This is a genomic window from Shewanella psychrotolerans, assembly GCF_019457595.1.
Classification (GTDB): Bacteria; Pseudomonadota; Gammaproteobacteria; order Enterobacterales; family Shewanellaceae; genus Shewanella; species Shewanella psychrotolerans.
Genome location: NZ_CP080419.1, coordinates 3,046,890 through 3,063,175 on the forward strand (window position 1 = coordinate 3,046,890; position 16,286 = coordinate 3,063,175).

General features: G+C 43.7%; 16 protein-coding genes. 9 read left to right on the plus strand and 7 right to left on the minus strand.

Annotated elements, in window-relative coordinates:
* The first annotated feature begins 233 nt into the window (after positions 1–233).
* The 3 genes from K0I62_RS13510 (at position 234) to K0I62_RS13520 (ending at position 1,761) form a co-directional block, all read left to right on the plus strand.
* Positions 234–485, plus strand: a complete 252-nt coding sequence (locus tag K0I62_RS13510; protein WP_220068611.1) for a hypothetical protein — start codon at positions 234–236, stop codon at positions 483–485.
* A 28-nt stretch (positions 486–513) separates the two neighbouring features.
* Positions 514–1,170 (plus strand): Rossmann-fold NAD(P)-binding domain-containing protein, encoded by a 657-nt coding sequence (locus tag K0I62_RS13515; RefSeq protein ID WP_220068612.1) that lies wholly within the window; start codon positions 514–516, stop codon positions 1,168–1,170.
* Positions 1,171–1,239: 69 nt separating this feature from the next.
* The gene (locus K0I62_RS13520) at positions 1,240–1,761 is read left to right on the plus strand and encodes an NUDIX hydrolase (RefSeq protein ID WP_220068613.1); all 522 of its coding nucleotides are present in this window, start codon (positions 1,240–1,242) and stop codon (positions 1,759–1,761) included.
* Positions 1,762–1,837: 76 nt separating this feature from the next.
* On the opposite strand, the gene K0I62_RS13525 is transcribed toward K0I62_RS13520, so the two are convergent.
* Positions 1,838–2,290: a YaiI/YqxD family protein gene (locus K0I62_RS13525; protein ID WP_220068614.1), complete on the minus strand. Its 453-nt coding sequence runs from the start codon at positions 2,288–2,290 to the stop codon at positions 1,838–1,840.
* Between the two features lie 231 nt (positions 2,291–2,521).
* Between K0I62_RS13525 and K0I62_RS13530 the strand changes: the two genes are divergently transcribed.
* From K0I62_RS13530 to K0I62_RS13540, 3 genes are read left to right on the plus strand one after another with little or no spacing between them, the layout of a single operon-like run.
* Positions 2,522–3,226, plus strand: a complete 705-nt coding sequence (locus tag K0I62_RS13530; protein ID WP_220068615.1) for a DUF2461 domain-containing protein — start codon at positions 2,522–2,524, stop codon at positions 3,224–3,226.
* 16 nt (positions 3,227–3,242) lie between these two features.
* Complete coding sequence (locus K0I62_RS13535; RefSeq protein WP_258405003.1) at positions 3,243–4,085, plus strand: SPFH domain-containing protein; 843 nt, start codon at positions 3,243–3,245, stop codon at positions 4,083–4,085.
* A 21-nt stretch (positions 4,086–4,106) separates the two neighbouring features.
* Entirely contained in the window at positions 4,107–4,727 is a 621-nt protein-coding gene (locus K0I62_RS13540) for a glutathione S-transferase (RefSeq protein WP_220068616.1), read from the plus strand.
* A gap of 180 nt (positions 4,728–4,907) precedes the next feature.
* On the opposite strand, the gene K0I62_RS13545 is transcribed toward K0I62_RS13540, so the two are convergent.
* Together K0I62_RS13545 and K0I62_RS13550 are read right to left on the minus strand one after the other, a co-directional pair.
* Positions 4,908–5,792, minus strand: coding sequence for a patatin-like phospholipase family protein (locus tag K0I62_RS13545; RefSeq protein WP_220068617.1), 885 nt, complete (start codon positions 5,790–5,792; stop codon positions 4,908–4,910).
* Between the two features lie 80 nt (positions 5,793–5,872).
* Positions 5,873–6,349, minus strand: coding sequence for a MarR family winged helix-turn-helix transcriptional regulator (locus K0I62_RS13550; RefSeq protein WP_220068618.1), 477 nt, complete (start codon positions 6,347–6,349; stop codon positions 5,873–5,875).
* Between the two features lie 318 nt (positions 6,350–6,667).
* Between K0I62_RS13550 and K0I62_RS13555 the strand changes: the two genes are divergently transcribed.
* Complete coding sequence (locus K0I62_RS13555; protein ID WP_220068619.1) at positions 6,668–8,071, plus strand: RsmB/NOP family class I SAM-dependent RNA methyltransferase; 1,404 nt, start codon at positions 6,668–6,670, stop codon at positions 8,069–8,071.
* A 542-nt stretch (positions 8,072–8,613) separates the two neighbouring features.
* Complete coding sequence (locus K0I62_RS13560) at positions 8,614–8,796, plus strand: hypothetical protein (RefSeq protein WP_220068620.1); 183 nt, start codon at positions 8,614–8,616, stop codon at positions 8,794–8,796.
* An 83-nt stretch (positions 8,797–8,879) separates the two neighbouring features.
* On the opposite strand, the gene K0I62_RS13565 is transcribed toward K0I62_RS13560, so the two are convergent.
* Positions 8,880–9,413: a YfaZ family outer membrane protein gene (locus K0I62_RS13565; RefSeq protein ID WP_220068621.1), complete on the minus strand. Its 534-nt coding sequence runs from the start codon at positions 9,411–9,413 to the stop codon at positions 8,880–8,882.
* 269 nt (positions 9,414–9,682) lie between these two features.
* Between K0I62_RS13565 and K0I62_RS13570 the strand changes: the two genes are divergently transcribed.
* A complete protein-coding gene (locus K0I62_RS13570) occupies positions 9,683–10,162 on the plus strand; it encodes a glutathione peroxidase (protein WP_220068622.1) in 480 nt (159 codons plus the stop codon).
* A 985-nt stretch (positions 10,163–11,147) separates the two neighbouring features.
* Here the strand turns inward: K0I62_RS13570 and K0I62_RS13575 are convergent.
* The 3 genes from K0I62_RS13575 to K0I62_RS13585 form a co-directional block, all read right to left on the minus strand.
* A complete protein-coding gene (locus tag K0I62_RS13575) occupies positions 11,148–12,932 on the minus strand; it encodes a M1 family metallopeptidase (protein ID WP_220068623.1) in 1,785 nt (594 codons plus the stop codon).
* An 854-nt stretch (positions 12,933–13,786) separates the two neighbouring features.
* A complete protein-coding gene (locus tag K0I62_RS13580; protein ID WP_220068624.1) occupies positions 13,787–14,404 on the minus strand; it encodes a MarC family protein in 618 nt (205 codons plus the stop codon).
* A gap of 668 nt (positions 14,405–15,072) precedes the next feature.
* The gene (locus K0I62_RS13585) at positions 15,073–16,044 is read right to left on the minus strand and encodes a PstS family phosphate ABC transporter substrate-binding protein (RefSeq protein ID WP_220068625.1); all 972 of its coding nucleotides are present in this window, start codon (positions 16,042–16,044) and stop codon (positions 15,073–15,075) included.
* Positions 16,045–16,286: the final 242 nt, after the last annotated feature.

Genomic DNA, 16,286 nt, shown 5'->3' on the forward strand with positions numbered 1-16,286 from the left:
TTCGACCCAATGACTGCAAGCTGTTCTAACCTCAATCTAGTACTAAGTCTGTGACTAGGTCTGATACTCAGGCTAGTCGTTAGCATTTCAAGGTCAAACTCCCAAAAAACTCACAGAGCATCGACTATCGCTTGTTATTCATCCAGAAGGTAAAGGATTTTATAGAATCGCTTTAGAGTTGATTCAAGGCTGATATACTAGCGAAAGAACTAACTAATAATGATGATATTAAAATGAGTGATAACAATCCGCTGAAAACTCAAAAAATGGATTTTTCAGCCATAAATAAAACCACAGCCAAGTCGTTCAATGAGCAAAAAAATCTGATTAAGAGGCTGTTCAAAGGTAACACCGTTCAGTGTGAAGTGTGTAAACAACCACTGCAATTGATTGTGCCAACCGATAAGCAAGCTAGCGGTAAATATGGCGTTTTTTGTAAAAATGGCTGCACCGATATTGAGCTAGAAATGGAAATGATCGCCTAACTAAGCCAACAGCAAACGAGAAAGCAATATGAATGCAGCCATCATTGGCGCGACCGGATTAGTCGGGAAGCAACTATTAAGACGACTTGTTGCTGATGAAAGATATCAAAATGTCTGGGTGTTAGGACGACGAGCGCCTACTTTCGATGATCCCAAATTGGTATTTCAGTCAATTGAGCTGGATACGCTTGAGCAACTCACTTGCCCCTTTCCCATTGACCATGGTTTTTGCTGTCTTGGCACCACTATGAAGCAAGCAGGCAGCAAAGCGGCATTTTGCGCGGTTGACCAAGATGCGGTGATCCAATTCACCCAGCTTTGCAATGCCAGTAAAACTGCTGTCATTACAGCACTGGGAGCGGATGCTAATAGCCGTGTGTTTTATAACAAGATCAAAGGTGAAACTGAGTTAAAGCTTACCACTTGGGCATTAGAGCAAGCCAAAGCCCTGCTGTTAGTACAGCCAAGCTTACTGCTAGGCCAGCGCAGCCATAGTCGAATACTCGAAGATATTGGCCAGTATCTCATGCCTGTTATCGCGCCATTAATGCTAGGTCACTTAGCGCAATATCGCCCCATAAAGGCCGAAATTGTCGCCGAGGCAATGCTGTTTACGCTGCATAAAATGGAGCCCAAAACCATATCGACATTAAACAATTTGAAAATGCTCAACATGAAGCTCTGACCTATGTTCCCTCGCCAATTAACGCTATACTCCGCGCCTTTTCATCATTAGACCTCAGCCTGAATTGCTATGCGCTTATTAAAATCAACCACTCATCCCGCTCTCAATAGCCAACAGGCAAACGCGAAAGGCTTTCATCGCCAAGCCGCACGCGGCATTATTTTACGCGGTGAAGATATTCTGATGCTCTATACCGAGCGCTATCACGATTACAGTATTCCCGGTGGCGGTGTGGATGAAGGCGAGGATATTCGTCAAGGCTTAATACGTGAACTCGAAGAGGAGACAGGCGCCCACGCCATCTCTATTGTGTCTGAATTTGGTCGTTATGTAGAATACCGCCCTTGGTATAAAGATGGCTTTGACTTTGTTCATATGGAGTCATTTTGCTTTGTTTGCACCATAGGTGAAACCCTAGGAGACACAAAACTCGAAGCCCATGAAATTCAAAATGGCATGCATCCAGTTTGGATTAACATCCATGATGCCATCGCCCACAATGAGCACACTATGGCCCATAGCGATAAGAAAGGGATGTCGATAGAGCGCGAAACATTTCTGTTAAAGCGAGTTGTCACAGAACTACTCTAGCGAATAGTTACTCGAACAAAAAGGCGCAAATAGCGCCTTTGTGGAGAAGGTTAAAACAGCAGTTTTGACTATACAGTTAACGCTTGTGATGTTTAGTAATAAACCTATCCAACTGATTACCAAAGGCTTGTTTCTCACTTTGGCCTATCGCTGCGGGCCCACCTGTTTGCACACCACTGGCGCGCATGGTGTCCATAAAGTCACGCATATTTAGGATAGATTTGATATTTTGCGTGGTATATAACTCACCTCTTGGGTTTAACGCAAAGCCCCCCTTATCTATCACCTCTGACGCCAGCGGAATATCGGCTGTTATCACTAAATCTCCGGCATCGAGACGTTTAACAATCTCATCATCGGCCACATCGAAACCTGATGATACTGTCACTAAATTGATGAAACGTGACGGCGGGATGCGCATTGCATGGTTAGCCACTAACGTGACCTCAATTTCGGCGCGATCGGCGGCGCGAAATAGCATCTCCTTTATCACCCCAGGACATGCATCGGCATCGACCCAAATTTTCATTTATCCCTCCAACTCGCTTGAGCAAACACCTATACGCGTATCCATTATGCCCTTGGTTCATACCGGAGGCAGTGCAATGTGCATACATCATTCATTAGCGGCGACTATAGCATAAATCCGCTTAACGCCTAAAGCTGCCCTTCCCCATCTAAACCTGTACTGAAGAAACACTTTAATAAAAAATATGGTATTTTTATCCCACAATCAGGCTTTTATCAGTAATTAATCATTATGAAAGTGGTTACCAAAAACGTACCAGCAGCTATATTTACCCCCGACACCTTCGCCTTCTTGGCCCAGCTCGAAGCCAACAACCACCGCGACTGGTTTAAAAGCAATCAAGCTGACTATGAAGCTAAGGTACGCACGCCTGCGCTACAATTTATTGAGACAATGGCGCCGCATATTCAGCAGCTCTCACCTCGTCTAACTGCGGTGGCAAAAAAGGTGGGTGGCAGCCTAATGCGTCCCCAGCGTGATGCTCGCTTTAGCAAAGACAAAACCCCCTATAAAACGAATGTCGGTATTCAGTTTCGTCACTTCCAAGGCAAGGACGTACATGCACCTGGTTTTTACCTGCATATTGCAAACGACGGCTGCTTTATCGGTGCTGGCATTTGGCATCCCGACGGTAAGGCGTTAAACCAGATTCGCAGCTGTATCGTTGACAACCCCAATGCCTATAAACAAGCTTTAAAACAACTGATGGATGCAGGTTTCGCCCTAGAGGGAGACAGCTTAATCAGGCCGCCTAAAGGACTTGATAAAGACCATCCAATGATTAGTGAGCTTAAGCGCAAAGACTTTATCGCCATCAAGGCCATCAGCACAGAGCAACTACTTGGCAACGACTTTGCTCTCTGGTGTAGCGAGCAATTTAGCCAAGCTAACAAGCTCATGGGTTATCTTTGCTTTGCATTGGATTTAGATTATTAAAAAATAGGGATATTAGATGAACAAACAATTAACGATTAAAACAATCATAAAACCACTAACGGTATTAATTAGTGTCGGTCTCTTCAGCGCCTTACTATCTGGCTGTACCAACCCAAACACCCCAGCAGGTGAAGAAGGTTATGTATTCGAAAAACCGAGAATTTTTGGTTCTGGTGGATATCGCGGCAGTCTGATTGGACCTAGCAACTATGGGGTATCATTATGGCGTAACGAAATTATTAATATCGATATGCGGCCAAATACCTACACCGAAAACTTCAAGATACTGGCCAATGATGATCTCAACATCAGTTTCAATTTTCATGCAGTCATCGCTATCAAATCAGGCTCAGTCAGAGAAGTGGTTGAACAATATGGCGCAGAAAACTGGTACATCCGCTTTGTGCGTGAAACCTTCAGAACCTATGTCCGCGATGAAGTGCAGCGCTATGATAGTGTTGCCCTGAAAGAAAACCGTTCAAAAATCGCTGAATCGGTCGAGATAAAACTCAAAAACTACCTTAAAACATCACCGTTTCAGCTCAGAAACGTAGTAGTAGGCAATATCAACTATCCAGAGATTGTGGCGATTGCGGTGGAGAAAAAACTTGCCGCGCAGCAGCTGCTCTCTGAGAAAGAAACCCAAAAAGAGATCGCGCAAAAAGATGCCGAGATCCGCATTGAAGAAGCCAAAGGTATCGCCGAGGCACAAAAGATTATCAACACCACCTTAACCCCGAATTACCTGCAACATGAAGCCATTAATGCCCAATTAAAAATGGCTGATTCGCCCAATCATACAACGGTATATATCCCTGTTGGAACCAACGGTATTCCGCTGATTAAAGGCGCGAAATAGCTTACAAAAGGAGATGGATCAATGAAACTGTACGAATTAGCCATGACCCCAAGTGCAAGACGCGTCAATATTTTCCTCAATGAGCTGGGAATTGAACTTGCTCGTGAAAGTCTCAACCTTCGTGCTGGTGATAACCTCAGCGATGAATTTAAAGCTATCAGTATCAATGGCCGCATTCCAGTACTTGAGCTTGATGATGGGCAAACCTTATGTGAATCCATGGCAATATGCCGCTACTTTGACGAACTCAATCCAGCGGAGCATTCGCTATTTGGCAATACCCCTCTGGAAAAGGCACAGGTTGAAATGTGGCAGCGGATCTGTGAACTGCAAGGCTTATTCGTCGCGTTTCAGGCATTTAGAAATATCACTAAGATTTACCAAGATCGTGAGCGCTGCGTCGAAGCTTGGGGAGAAGAGTCTCGCCAACGTGTTATCGAATTTCTACCCACACTAGAGAAACAGCTCAGCAAGCAGCCCTATGTCGCTGGAGAACACTTTTCGGTCGCTGACATTACCGCCTATGTAATGATGAGCTTCATCAAGAATCTTGAGATAACCCCAAGCGACGAGCAACCCCATATCAAAGCCTGGTTAAACAAGATGGAACAACGCCCCTCCATCATCGCAGTCAACGGCTAACACCGCGCCCAGTTTTGAAGGGCAGAAACAAACAAGGCGAGCCCAAGCCAAGGCTCAAGCTCGCCCTTCAACTAACACTTATTATCGAAAGCCCATATAAATCAGCAGCGCCTAATATGCGACGTAAAAAATTGTAAAATGACCTAATAGGAAGCGAAAGAACAAAATTGACCAGAACAACTATTGGCCAAGAAACGCTTGAAGCTTTGGCAAGAAAGCTTTGCCATCTGATACACCGCGATGATATACCGCCTCGACTTTGGACACATCACGCTCTAAACGCGATAGCCCCAAAGACGTTTCGGGCTGTAAAACCAGCGCAGTGCCCGCTGCCTGAGCGGAGGCTAAGTCAGTTAGTGCGTCGTTATAAACTTGATGACGGGCTAATATCGCCGCAGCGACTTTGGGGTAACGACGGTAAACGCGCTGTGCTAACCACTTAAATTTAAAGGCTGATTTTCGATAATTAGGCTCTTGGGTCAAAATAACCACCTGGCGTTGATACCCATCAGCTCGCGCTTGCGCTAAAGGAATAGGTTCAGCAATCCCCCCATCTAGGTAAGGCATATTGTTTAGCATTGTGGGCGTGGAGATAAACGGCAAACTACTTGAGGCGATAAGAACCTCCAAAAACTGATCGTGTTCGGCAAAATCACCCTTACCAAAAAATTCAGTCTCACCCGTTAAGCAATTAAAGGCGCCTACCTTAAACTCAGCATTACTACGTTGAAAAGTCTCAAAATCGTAAGGTAACAGTTCATGGGCCATACGCCGGTAGGTAAAGTCGGTATTAACATAGTTGCCGTCACGCAAGAAATACTTAAATCCCATATAACGCTTGTCGGCAAGATAGTTCTGCTGAATTTTTAGATTGCGTCCATGTTGAAGTGATAAATAAGATGCGGGGTAAATAGCGCCAGCAGAAACACCCACTTGATATTCAAAGTGAACATTAGCCTCAAGGAAAGCATCAAGCACACCTGCAGTATAGATGGCACGAAGCCCACCGCCCTCAAGCACTAAAGCTGGTGTTGTTCTATTAATACCACTTATCTCACGATCCATATCGCTCTCACATTCCTACAACCAAGTTTTGTTTGCACAAAAACCAATCTGCACGCCAAGAGATTACCTGAGCGAAACACTTATTCTTCGGCTTGTATCTGACCCACGAGCAAAACGGGCGCTGCATCGAGTTCGTTGGCATCCATCATAGAAGCAATTCGTTCTACAGCAGAGAGCAGTTGACTTTGTTCCCACTCTTCAAGATTTTGATAACGCTTAATAAAATGATCCTGCAATGGTTTAGGGGCACCACTTAAAATCGTTACTCCCGCATCACTTAATGACAAATGCCACTTGCGCTTATCTGACTCGCTGCGGGTTCTGACAACAAGGTCACGTGCTTCGAGTCTATCAATAATAGTCGCCACAGTGGCAGGACTTAGCGCCACCTCTTGAGCCACGTCTTTAGCTAAAGGGCGATCTAGTTGAGAGATGGTTTGAATCACCATCAGCTGTGGACCTGTTAGGCCAGACTGCTTATTGAGTTGCCGAGAATGTATATCGATGGCTCTGATCACTCGGCGCAATGAAATTAATAGTTGTTCGTACTTTTCCATAATCCCCTCTCATTTCAGCTGCACAATAACAGAAATATGACTTCGACTCATGCTCGAAATGCAAAAAACAGAGCAACCTAATTAGCTTGCTCTGCTTTTGTACTGACTAGGGTCTCAATAATAGCAATTAGTATAAAGATGTGATCGCTCAGCAACGATTTAGCACTAAGGGTTAGCGGGACTTTTTAAATATCTATAGGCTCCCCGCTCTTCATCCGTAAAATAGGCCTAGCGAATCTGTTAAGCAAAGCTCCCAAAAGCAACGACATCTGTTAAACTTGCGGCTTCGAAATTAGAACCAGCGCTAGGCAAATATTCATGGTCGATACTTCAGCTTCTCCATTAACCTCAGCAGCGACAGATAAGGCATCGAACGTGTCGATAACTGAAACCATCCATCAAGATGTAAATGCTGATACATCCCCCCATAAACGCGCATTGAGTTACAGCATCACTATTCATCAACTATTTGAACAAGTGATGCAGAGTAAGATGCCCGCGGATCGCGTAGTCGCAGAGTATTTTCGTACCCATAAAAAACATGGTTCAAAAGACAGACGCGTCATTAGAGAAAGTTTGTTTGGGCTATTCCGCTGGCACGGGTGGCTGAAACAACTGCCTCAAGTGTGTAATGCACCTCAAGCCTGGTTTGCTTCATTAGTGTTAACGGCAAAAATCGAAGATCATCCATGGCAAGATATTCGTGATGCCTGGTTTAGTTTTGCGGCATTAACTGAACTTGAACACATTAATAACACAAATGATATTAGTAGCTTAGTTCTCAAGCTTAAGATGATGCAAAACTGCTTTAGTGAGCTTGCTATTGCCATTACCGATTTGGTGCCTAACTGGTTCTGGGCGCACTATCCTGACTCGACACCACAAGAGCAACATGCCCTTATCGAATCCCTATGCTCTCGTCCACCGATATGGGGACGCCTACAAGGAATAGATGGCAACAAGGCTATCGCGGCATTAAGCGATAGCGACATCCCAGCATCGATGAGCGCCTACTTTAGTGATGCCATTAATCTTGGCCATAAGAGCATTAACCTTAATGGATTAACACTCTATACCGAAGGCCAACTGGAGATCCAAGATCTCGGTTCTCAGGTAATAGGTAATATCTGTATGCCAAAAGATGATCAGCTATGGTGGGATACTTGCAGCGGTGCGGGCGGAAAAACGCTGCAGCTGCGCTCCTTGATGTTACAGCAAAACCCTCACAGCAAAGGCAGTATAGTGGCCTCTGATATTCGTCGTAAGCCACTAGAAGAGCTGAATAAACGAGCTAAGCGGGCAGGCTTTACACAGATACGCGTATCACCTTGGCAATCGGACGCCCTTCCCGTGCCAAGCGAACATTTCGATGGAGTATTAGTTGATGCGCCCTGCAGTTGCACTGGCACGTGGCGACGCAATCCCGATATGCGCTGGCTCGATGATGAAACCGCGATTACCGACAAACCGGCACTGCAGCTCGATATCTTAAGCCGCGCATCTGCCGCGGTAAAATCGGGCGGCGTATTGGTATATGCCACCTGTTCATTGAGTCCTAGTGAAAATGAAGCGGTTGTTGAGTCCTTTTTAGCCACTCACGGTGAATTTACCCTACAAGCATTAACCCACCCATTTACAGGTGATGTTTCATCAATGCTAACGGTCCTTCCCTATCAGGCCGATAGCGACGGCATGTTTGTCGCCAAAATGGTAAAGGGTTAACCATAGCGTTAATTGGCCGGCGATAACTCGTCGGCCAATGATGTATCGATACTATTTTAAAGCCAAAACCTGCGATTATTCCCGCATCTGTCTGCGCCTTCACTAAACTAGCTGAGCTTAACTCCAAGTTACCTTCAGTCTAAAAGATCTGCTCGCTCAGCGAGCGTTTAGCGCTTCTGAGGTGAGGTTATTCATTGTTCCTCGGCGCTAGCATCCTCGGTAACCGCGCCATGCGTTACCCTAGCGCCTAAATTCCTTCAGTCGAGCTTTGCCCTATCTCTATATAGTCATACATTATATCGATTGGTAGTACTTAAAAAATGTCACGCTACCGTCTTATGTTTGTCACAGCGCTGTCACTTACGCTTTTTAGTATGCCATTTGATGATTAATGAGCAAAATCTGCTGCATCGATTGACCCTGTTTTACTGCGTTGCAGGCTGTCGAGATAGCGACAACTCATCGTCTTAACCAGTAAAGGTTTTCAGTAAACGGCGACAAAAATCAACAATGTTTTACAGACGCTAGATATGGATATTGCAATGTCACACTATGATGAATACTTAGACAAATATGAAATGGTACCCAATGGCTCAACACCATGGGAGCTCGACTCACAAGACAAACAGCGTGGAAAACGGGCTAAACAACGACGTCGCCAGCAGAGTGAACAGCAAAAACGACATAGCAATAGTGATAATTATCGAGAAGAACAGTGGCGTTAGCGGATAAATATTGCGCCCAGTTAATAAAAGGCTCGTAGGCATTTAAGCAATCAGCTGAAACAAGCGACGAGCCGAGTAAAACGCTAAAATCTTGCTGCCGCACCGATATAAAAACCATTATCAAAAGTGCTGTCTCTTCGATGATCGTATTGCAGACGAATATTACGGTATCCCACAAATAACCCTAACGCAGGATTCAGTTGAAACTGAATTCTGCCATCAAGTTCATATTGACCATCTATATCGCCAAAACTGAGTACCGAAGGAGCATAGTATGCCGAGGTCTTCAGCGCTATGTTAGAGCCCAGATCCATTGAATAGCGCCCACCAATGGAAACAAGGCTGCCATTTTGACTCTGCTTAGCCCAATAATGAGAAAACTTTGGACCAATTTCAAAATGGTGGATCCCCGCATTATGAGTCATATGTGCCGCAGCCGACACCGCATGACCATCATCATCGGAATAGATATAGCCAAGTACAAGATTGGCCGACTTATTCAAATTCATCTCTACATCGGCAGAGAGTACATCATCATTGATACCCACATTAATATCGGTCGCATTAGCAGACAATGCCATTAAGCCTAAACTAAATACTGCAAATCTAGATTTCATAAATACCTCTTTGAATATTGATCGCAGAGTAGCAAAACGCAAAAAGGTTAACTATCAAAACTTAGCTATCTTATTGTTTAAAAAGATTTAAGCAACAAAGTGCATAACATAAAGCCACAAATCAAACCCAAGTAAAACAGCTGTATCACGCAGACACATCGATAGGTTGATACATCACACTCCTCTGGAGAGGTGCACCAAAACAAATTAAATTGCGCACAACTTAATTTGCTGCTAGTCTAAGATTAAAACAAGCATGGGAGAGTATTATGTCTATTTATGATTTTTCAGTAACAAGGATTGATGGTAGCGAACAACCAATGAGTGACTTTAAAGGTAAAGTCTTGCTTATCGTCAATACTGCCAGCAAGTGTGGATTTACACCCCAGTACAAGGCCCTGCAGGCTTTGTATGATTCTTATGGCCCTGAGCACTTTGCTGTACTGGGGTTTCCTTGTAATCAATTCGGTAAACAGGAGCAAGGAGACGAGTCGCAGATAAGTCAGTTTTGTGAACTCAATTTTGGGGTTAATTTTCCACTATTTGCAAAAATAGAGGTCAACGGAGACGGTGCTAGCCCACTGTATCGTTACTTAAAGAAACAAGCTAAAGGTCTATTAGGTAGTGAATCGATTAAATGGAATTTCACTAAATTCTTAGTCAATAGTGACGGAGAGGTCCTTGAGCGATTCGCCCCAACAACCACACCCGAATCTCTTGAACAAAAGATAAAATCTTTACTCAATTAATCCAAACAGATAGCAAAAATATGGCAATAAACTGAAATTAATTTGTTTATTTTTTGAACTTTATTGACGTTACTGGCTCAAATAATTGAACGCGAAGAATTGATTTTTCATGTTCATCATTCTCCCTGGGACTTCTAGCGCGGTCCCCTTGATCTTCCTAGATCAATGGCAACTAGATAGGTTGCCTTTTTTTATATTCCCAATAAAAACACTTTAAAACAACATCTTATATGGAGATAGAAATATCCATATAAGATAATTTGAAAAATTTAAACTATTTTCACATCATTTACTGAACTTCTTTAAAAATTGCGACTCTGATAATAGGTAACAGATTTTTTCATCATTGTTTGTTCATCATCTCCCTTTGGTGACCCTATCGGTCCCAAGAGCATTATCCAAAGCTAGCGCATATGGCTAATGACTCTAAAACACTTTGTTTATGGCAACCTTTGGTTGCCATTTTTTTGTGCTAAACCTTTTTTATTCTAAACCATTGAAGCCGTATTGAAATAAAACTCAATTTTTTACGATAAGGTGGGAACTAACCGTTAATCTGCGACTCTGATAATAGGTAACAGATTTTTTCATCATTGTTTGTTCATCATCCCCCCTTTGGAGACCCTATATAGGTCCCAAGAGCATTACCCAAAAGCTAGCGCATATGGCTAATGACTCTAAAACACTTTGTTTATGGCAACCTTTGGTTGCCATTTTTTTTGTGCTAAACCTTTTTGTTCTAAACCTTTTTTGTTCTAAACCATTGAAGCCGTATTGAAATAAAACTCTATTTTTTACAATAAGGTGGGAACTAACCGTTAATCTGCGACTCTGATAATAGGTAACAGATTTTTCATCATGTTTGTTCATCATCTCCCTTTGGTGACCCTATCGGTCCCAAGAGCATTACCCAAAGCTAGCGCATATGGCTGATGACTCTAAAAACACTTTGTTTATGGCAACCTTTGGTTGCCATTTTTTTTAGCTAGTTGGCAAACTGCTTATCTAATTGCACGACTAAAGAGGGGTGATAACCGCTCCGCGCCTTGGCATAGATAGCAGCTAACTCAGAGTGATAGCCAGCAAGCTGCAACTCGGTAAATAGCGGGCGCACAAACTTACCACGACCAATTTTCACCAGATAGCGCTCAAGCGCAGGTAGTACAAGGTCGTAGTGATTACGGATCGCCACTCGATACCAATCACAGGCTATTTCGGCGTTAGTTGAGTGGGTAAAATCAAACACTTCGTCTAACTGCATCAATGTTTGTTGATCGACACTGCCAGGCAAGCTACCCAAAAAATACTGCCAATGATGTACGCGCCAATCTTGGGTATTTTGTTTATCGATTTTGCCTCCCATTTGCCAATCCGCCAGCAGCGCATCCACTTTATCTAAGCTGTCTGAGCTAGGCGGCGTAAACCAATAGGGCATCCCTCTTCCATATACCCACTCTTGCAACTCTTGCTCACTGATCTTGTCGCCATGTTCAACTAACAAGGTCTGCTTTGCATAATCAACAAAAGTTTCGGTGGTGATAGCTTCAAAAGCAAAGTGGCAAACATATTGATAAAGAAACTTATCGAATGATTCACGGCCAAGACGCTTTTCTAAGTCGTGGACAAACATCGACGCTTTATCATAGGTAAAGCGGTTAAACGCATCATTTGGGTCGCCCGCTTGCACGTTGGCGGGTAACGTCTGCGCCGCTAACGGCATTAATGCCAACTCCTCTTTTAAGCGGCCATATTCCAGTACGACCTCAAGCTGAGCCTGCTCTTGGCCAAATACCGCTTCAACGATGCGGTTGGTGAAATAGGTAGTAAAGCCTTCATTGAGCCACAAGTCGCGCCAAGTGGCGTTACTGACCAAATTCCCCGTCCAAGAGTGCGCGAGCTCATGGGCAACGGTTGACACTAAGCTCTTATCGCCTGCTATCAATGTTGGGGTCATGAATGCGAGCCTTGGGTTTTCCATACCACCAAAAGGAAAGCTCGGGGGGAGCACAATCATGTCATAACGCCCCCACGGATAGGGGCCAAGCAGCGATTCAGCAATCTCGACCATCTGCTCGGTATCTTCAAACTCCTTTACCGCTGCCTGTAATAGTTCAGGCTCTGCATACACCCCAGTTCTTGGACCTATTGCACCAAACTGTAAATCCCCCACCGCAATGGCCATTAAATGAGTTGGAATAGACTTTTCCATTTCAAAAGAAAAACGGCCAGTTAATGGCGCATCGGCATCATTCATGGCGCTCATCACTGCGCGCATCCCCTTAGGCACCTCGACAGTCGCGTTAAAGGTGATACGGGCTTTGGGGCTGTCTTGCAGCGGTATCCAACTGCGGGCATTAATCGGCTGCGACTGACTAAAAAGAAAGGGTAACTGTTTGCCGCTGGTTTGCTCTGGCGTTAACCACTGCAAACCTTGGGCATCGGCAGAAGTACGGTAGCCAATGGATACCCACTTGGTTGCCGAGAGTAAGCGAATATTGAGCCGCTCACCACGAATAGGGTCTTGCTTATCCATGCTAAATGTTAACGCTTGCCCTGCATCATCAATAACGGATTCAATGGTTAATGTGCGGCAATCTAGATACAGCTCTCGGCACTGAGCATCGAGGTAGTCGAGTTGTAACTGCGCGGTCCCTAACAACTGCTTTTGTTCAAACCGTACCGACAGCGCAAGATCCAAATGGGTGACTCTGACATGGTCGACATTCGCAAACGAGTGATGGTCTTGATTATTATCCCATTGCTTAGACACTGATGATTCCTTCTTTTAGTGGGCAGAGCGGTTGAGGATATTGTAGCCATCTCACCCGACAATACCATTGAAATTGACTGTGTTAGGTGAAGACAAAACACCAGCGCATATTTTATACAACCATAACCCAGCCTTTCTAGCGCCAATACCGACGTTGCGCTTTATGATGAAAAACCATAAAAATAAGATAGACTCCAGGCTTGAGGGTTAGACCGCACAATCTTAAGCCTCCCAACTCAACAATCACTGGCTGCGTACTGTACAGCCAATAAAGCCCCTAGCTCAAAATACGAACTTATAATCTACGCTTAAAACTCAAGATTAAAGCCCAAGTCGTTTTTCAGTTTCACTATTCGTCTTAGTTAATTATTTAAAAAAATCAAAAAAATTTAAAAATAATCGGAACTAATTAGAAAAAGTGCACTCTGACTATATGAACAGAATTTGCAGCAGTTGAAAATTCACTTCTTCAACTGGTTATATTTTTCATCGTTCATCATCATTCCCTTGAGATAGTTTCTAGCGCAACTATCATTAGATTCCGAATTGGAACTTGTAGCGACCTTATTAAGGTCGCTTTTTTTTATCTAAAATTTGGCTGAGACGAGCGAGAGTTAGCTCTATCTGAACTCGTTCGCATTAAACAAGCAGAGACTACAAATGATACTGATGGATATCACACAGAGTTTTCGCTCTCTTAGATTTGGCCTTATGAAAAACTGGTTGGACATTTTCGAGTTAAAACTTTAACCCTATACATGTGAGTGTCAGATTAATATTTCTATGTCTAACGGCGCCATAAAAGGCAAAGCATCAGCAACCTCCAGCCCGGAGGGCGGTTTTTGCAGGCCTTGCTAGCTGATGTTACTGACAACAGAGGTTACCCCAGTAATCACCATTTGCGTTCCCATGACAGCAAGAATTAGCCCCATTAGTCGAGTGACAATACTCAGACCACTTTCACCTATTACGGCTAGAATCTTTGAACTAAAAATAAAGCAGACGAAAGTGATAAGACACATTACTGCAAATACAGAAACAGTCACTAATATCCCCGTTATTCCTCCTGAGGAAGAATAATTCATTGCCGTTGCAATGGTACCAGGCCCAGCAAGAAGAGGGACTGCCAAGGGCGATACCGCGATATCCGTTTCTTCATTACCTTCAGCTGAATGCATCTTGGAGCCATGCCCATTAAGCATATGATACCCGACAAGAAACACCAAAATGCCCCCTGTTATCCTCAATGCGGAGATGGTGATGCTAAATAAATGAAAAATTGCTTTTCCAAGTAGAGCAAAAGATAAAATTACGATAAATGTAATAATGAGTGCTTTCGATGCAATTTTAATTTGCTCGGCTTTGCTTTTACCGCCGACCAGACCAGCAAAAGCAGCGGTATTAGCAATAGGGTTCATGATCGCAAAAAAACCTAAAAAGACGGTGATCACTTGAGTATATAGATCATTCATTCGGTTACCATTTCTCTTATAGAGCTAACATTTTATTATGCAGGTATTTTGCCCTGTAAATACTTAATTAGCCAGAAGTGCTGGCATGAATTATTGGTTCAGAATATCTTCGATCCAATTTAACTTGACCACTGCACCATCTTACGATGTGCGCTTGTAAGAGGTTCACAGCATAAGATGCTATTAGTGCGCATGCGCATTTCCCCAAATCGATTATCTAGCTAGATTTAAAATTAAATGACTAACTCTAAAGCTTTTTGCTCTAAAATTTTTTATTTTCATCCATACAAAAAGCACACACCGATATCGACTTAAAATCACTTAACACTCACACAATCTAAATTCGGCTGTATGCCAGTCCAATATACCGCCAAATCGAAGAGACGATAGATACCGAGTGTAGATACGCCGGTGAGCTTCCGAAACAGGGATGTTTCGGCAGAGCCTAAAGGGACTTATTCACGGCGTCTCACAGGGGTATCTGCACATCCCTCGCCGGGCAGGCGTTAGATGGCGATGAAGTTACGCCTTCAAACACTCTGCCCAACACCGACTAAACAAAACGCTACCCAAACAAAATACAACCCACCGAAACTCAAACAAAAATACCGCCTTCATTTAAAGACAAAAAAGGCCTCCGAGGAGGCCTTTTTGACTTAGGGTAAAGCTTACAGGCGGATGCCCGCTTTTTCTAAGTCTTTAGCAGTTACGCTACGTGGAAGTGGTACATAACCATCTTTCTCAACGATTTTTTGACCTTGCTTAGACAAGATAAAGCGAAGGAACTCACGCTCAAGTGGCGCTAAATCTTTGTTTGGATGCTTGTTCACATAAACATATAGGTAACGTGAAAGTGGGTAGCTACCGTCAGCGGCGTTCGCAGCAGATGCTTCGATAAAGTCATTGCCTTTCTTAGAGATAGCGACCGCTTTAACGCCTGCAGTCTTATAACCGATACCAGAGTAACCGATAGCATTTAGTGACTGAGAAACAGATTGCACTACAGATGCAGAACCTGGTTGCTCGTTAACATTAGCCTTGAAGTCACCTTTACAAAGTGCTTTCTTCTTGAAGTAACCGTAAGTACCAGATACTGAGTTACGACCATATAGCTGTACGTCTTTAGCAGACCAGTCACCTTCTAGACCCACATCCCCCCAGCGCTGTACATCGCTACCGCCACACTTATGTGTTGCAGAGAAGATGCCGTCGATCTGCTCAATGCTTAGGCCTTTGATTGGGTTATCTTTGTGTACGAATACTGCTAATGCATCTATAGCAACACGAATTTGTGTTGGCTGGTAGCCGTAATGCTTTTCGAACGCTTCAACTTCGTTAGGCTTCATCTTGCGACTCATTGGGCCGAACTGTGAAGTTCCTTCAGTTAATGCTGGTGGCGCAGTAGATGAACCAGCAGCTTGAATTTGGATATTAACGTTAGGGTACATCTCTTTATATTCTTCAGCCCATAACGTCATCATGTTAGCTAGCGTGTCAGAACCTACAGAAGATAGGTTACCCGATACACCACTGCTCTTTTCATAAGTTGGTAGTGATGGATCGATAGAAGCCATTGCGGCTACTGAAAATACACTAGCGGCTGTTAAACTCACCGCACCGACAAGCTGTTTAAGTTTCATTCTTTGCTCCAGTGTTAAGCTGATTTGCTTACTTGCTTCATTTAAGTTGCAGCTAGTATCAATCGCTACAGTGACAAGTCTATGACCGTGATGTGACACTTAGATGACAAAGCGCAATAAAATGCAGTTTTTTATATTTCTTAAATACGATTGTCAAACGGTGGTCATAATAAACGCCAAACGCCGTCATTATATGACGGCGTAAACGTATTAAAACGAATGCTAATTACTTGCTATCGGCC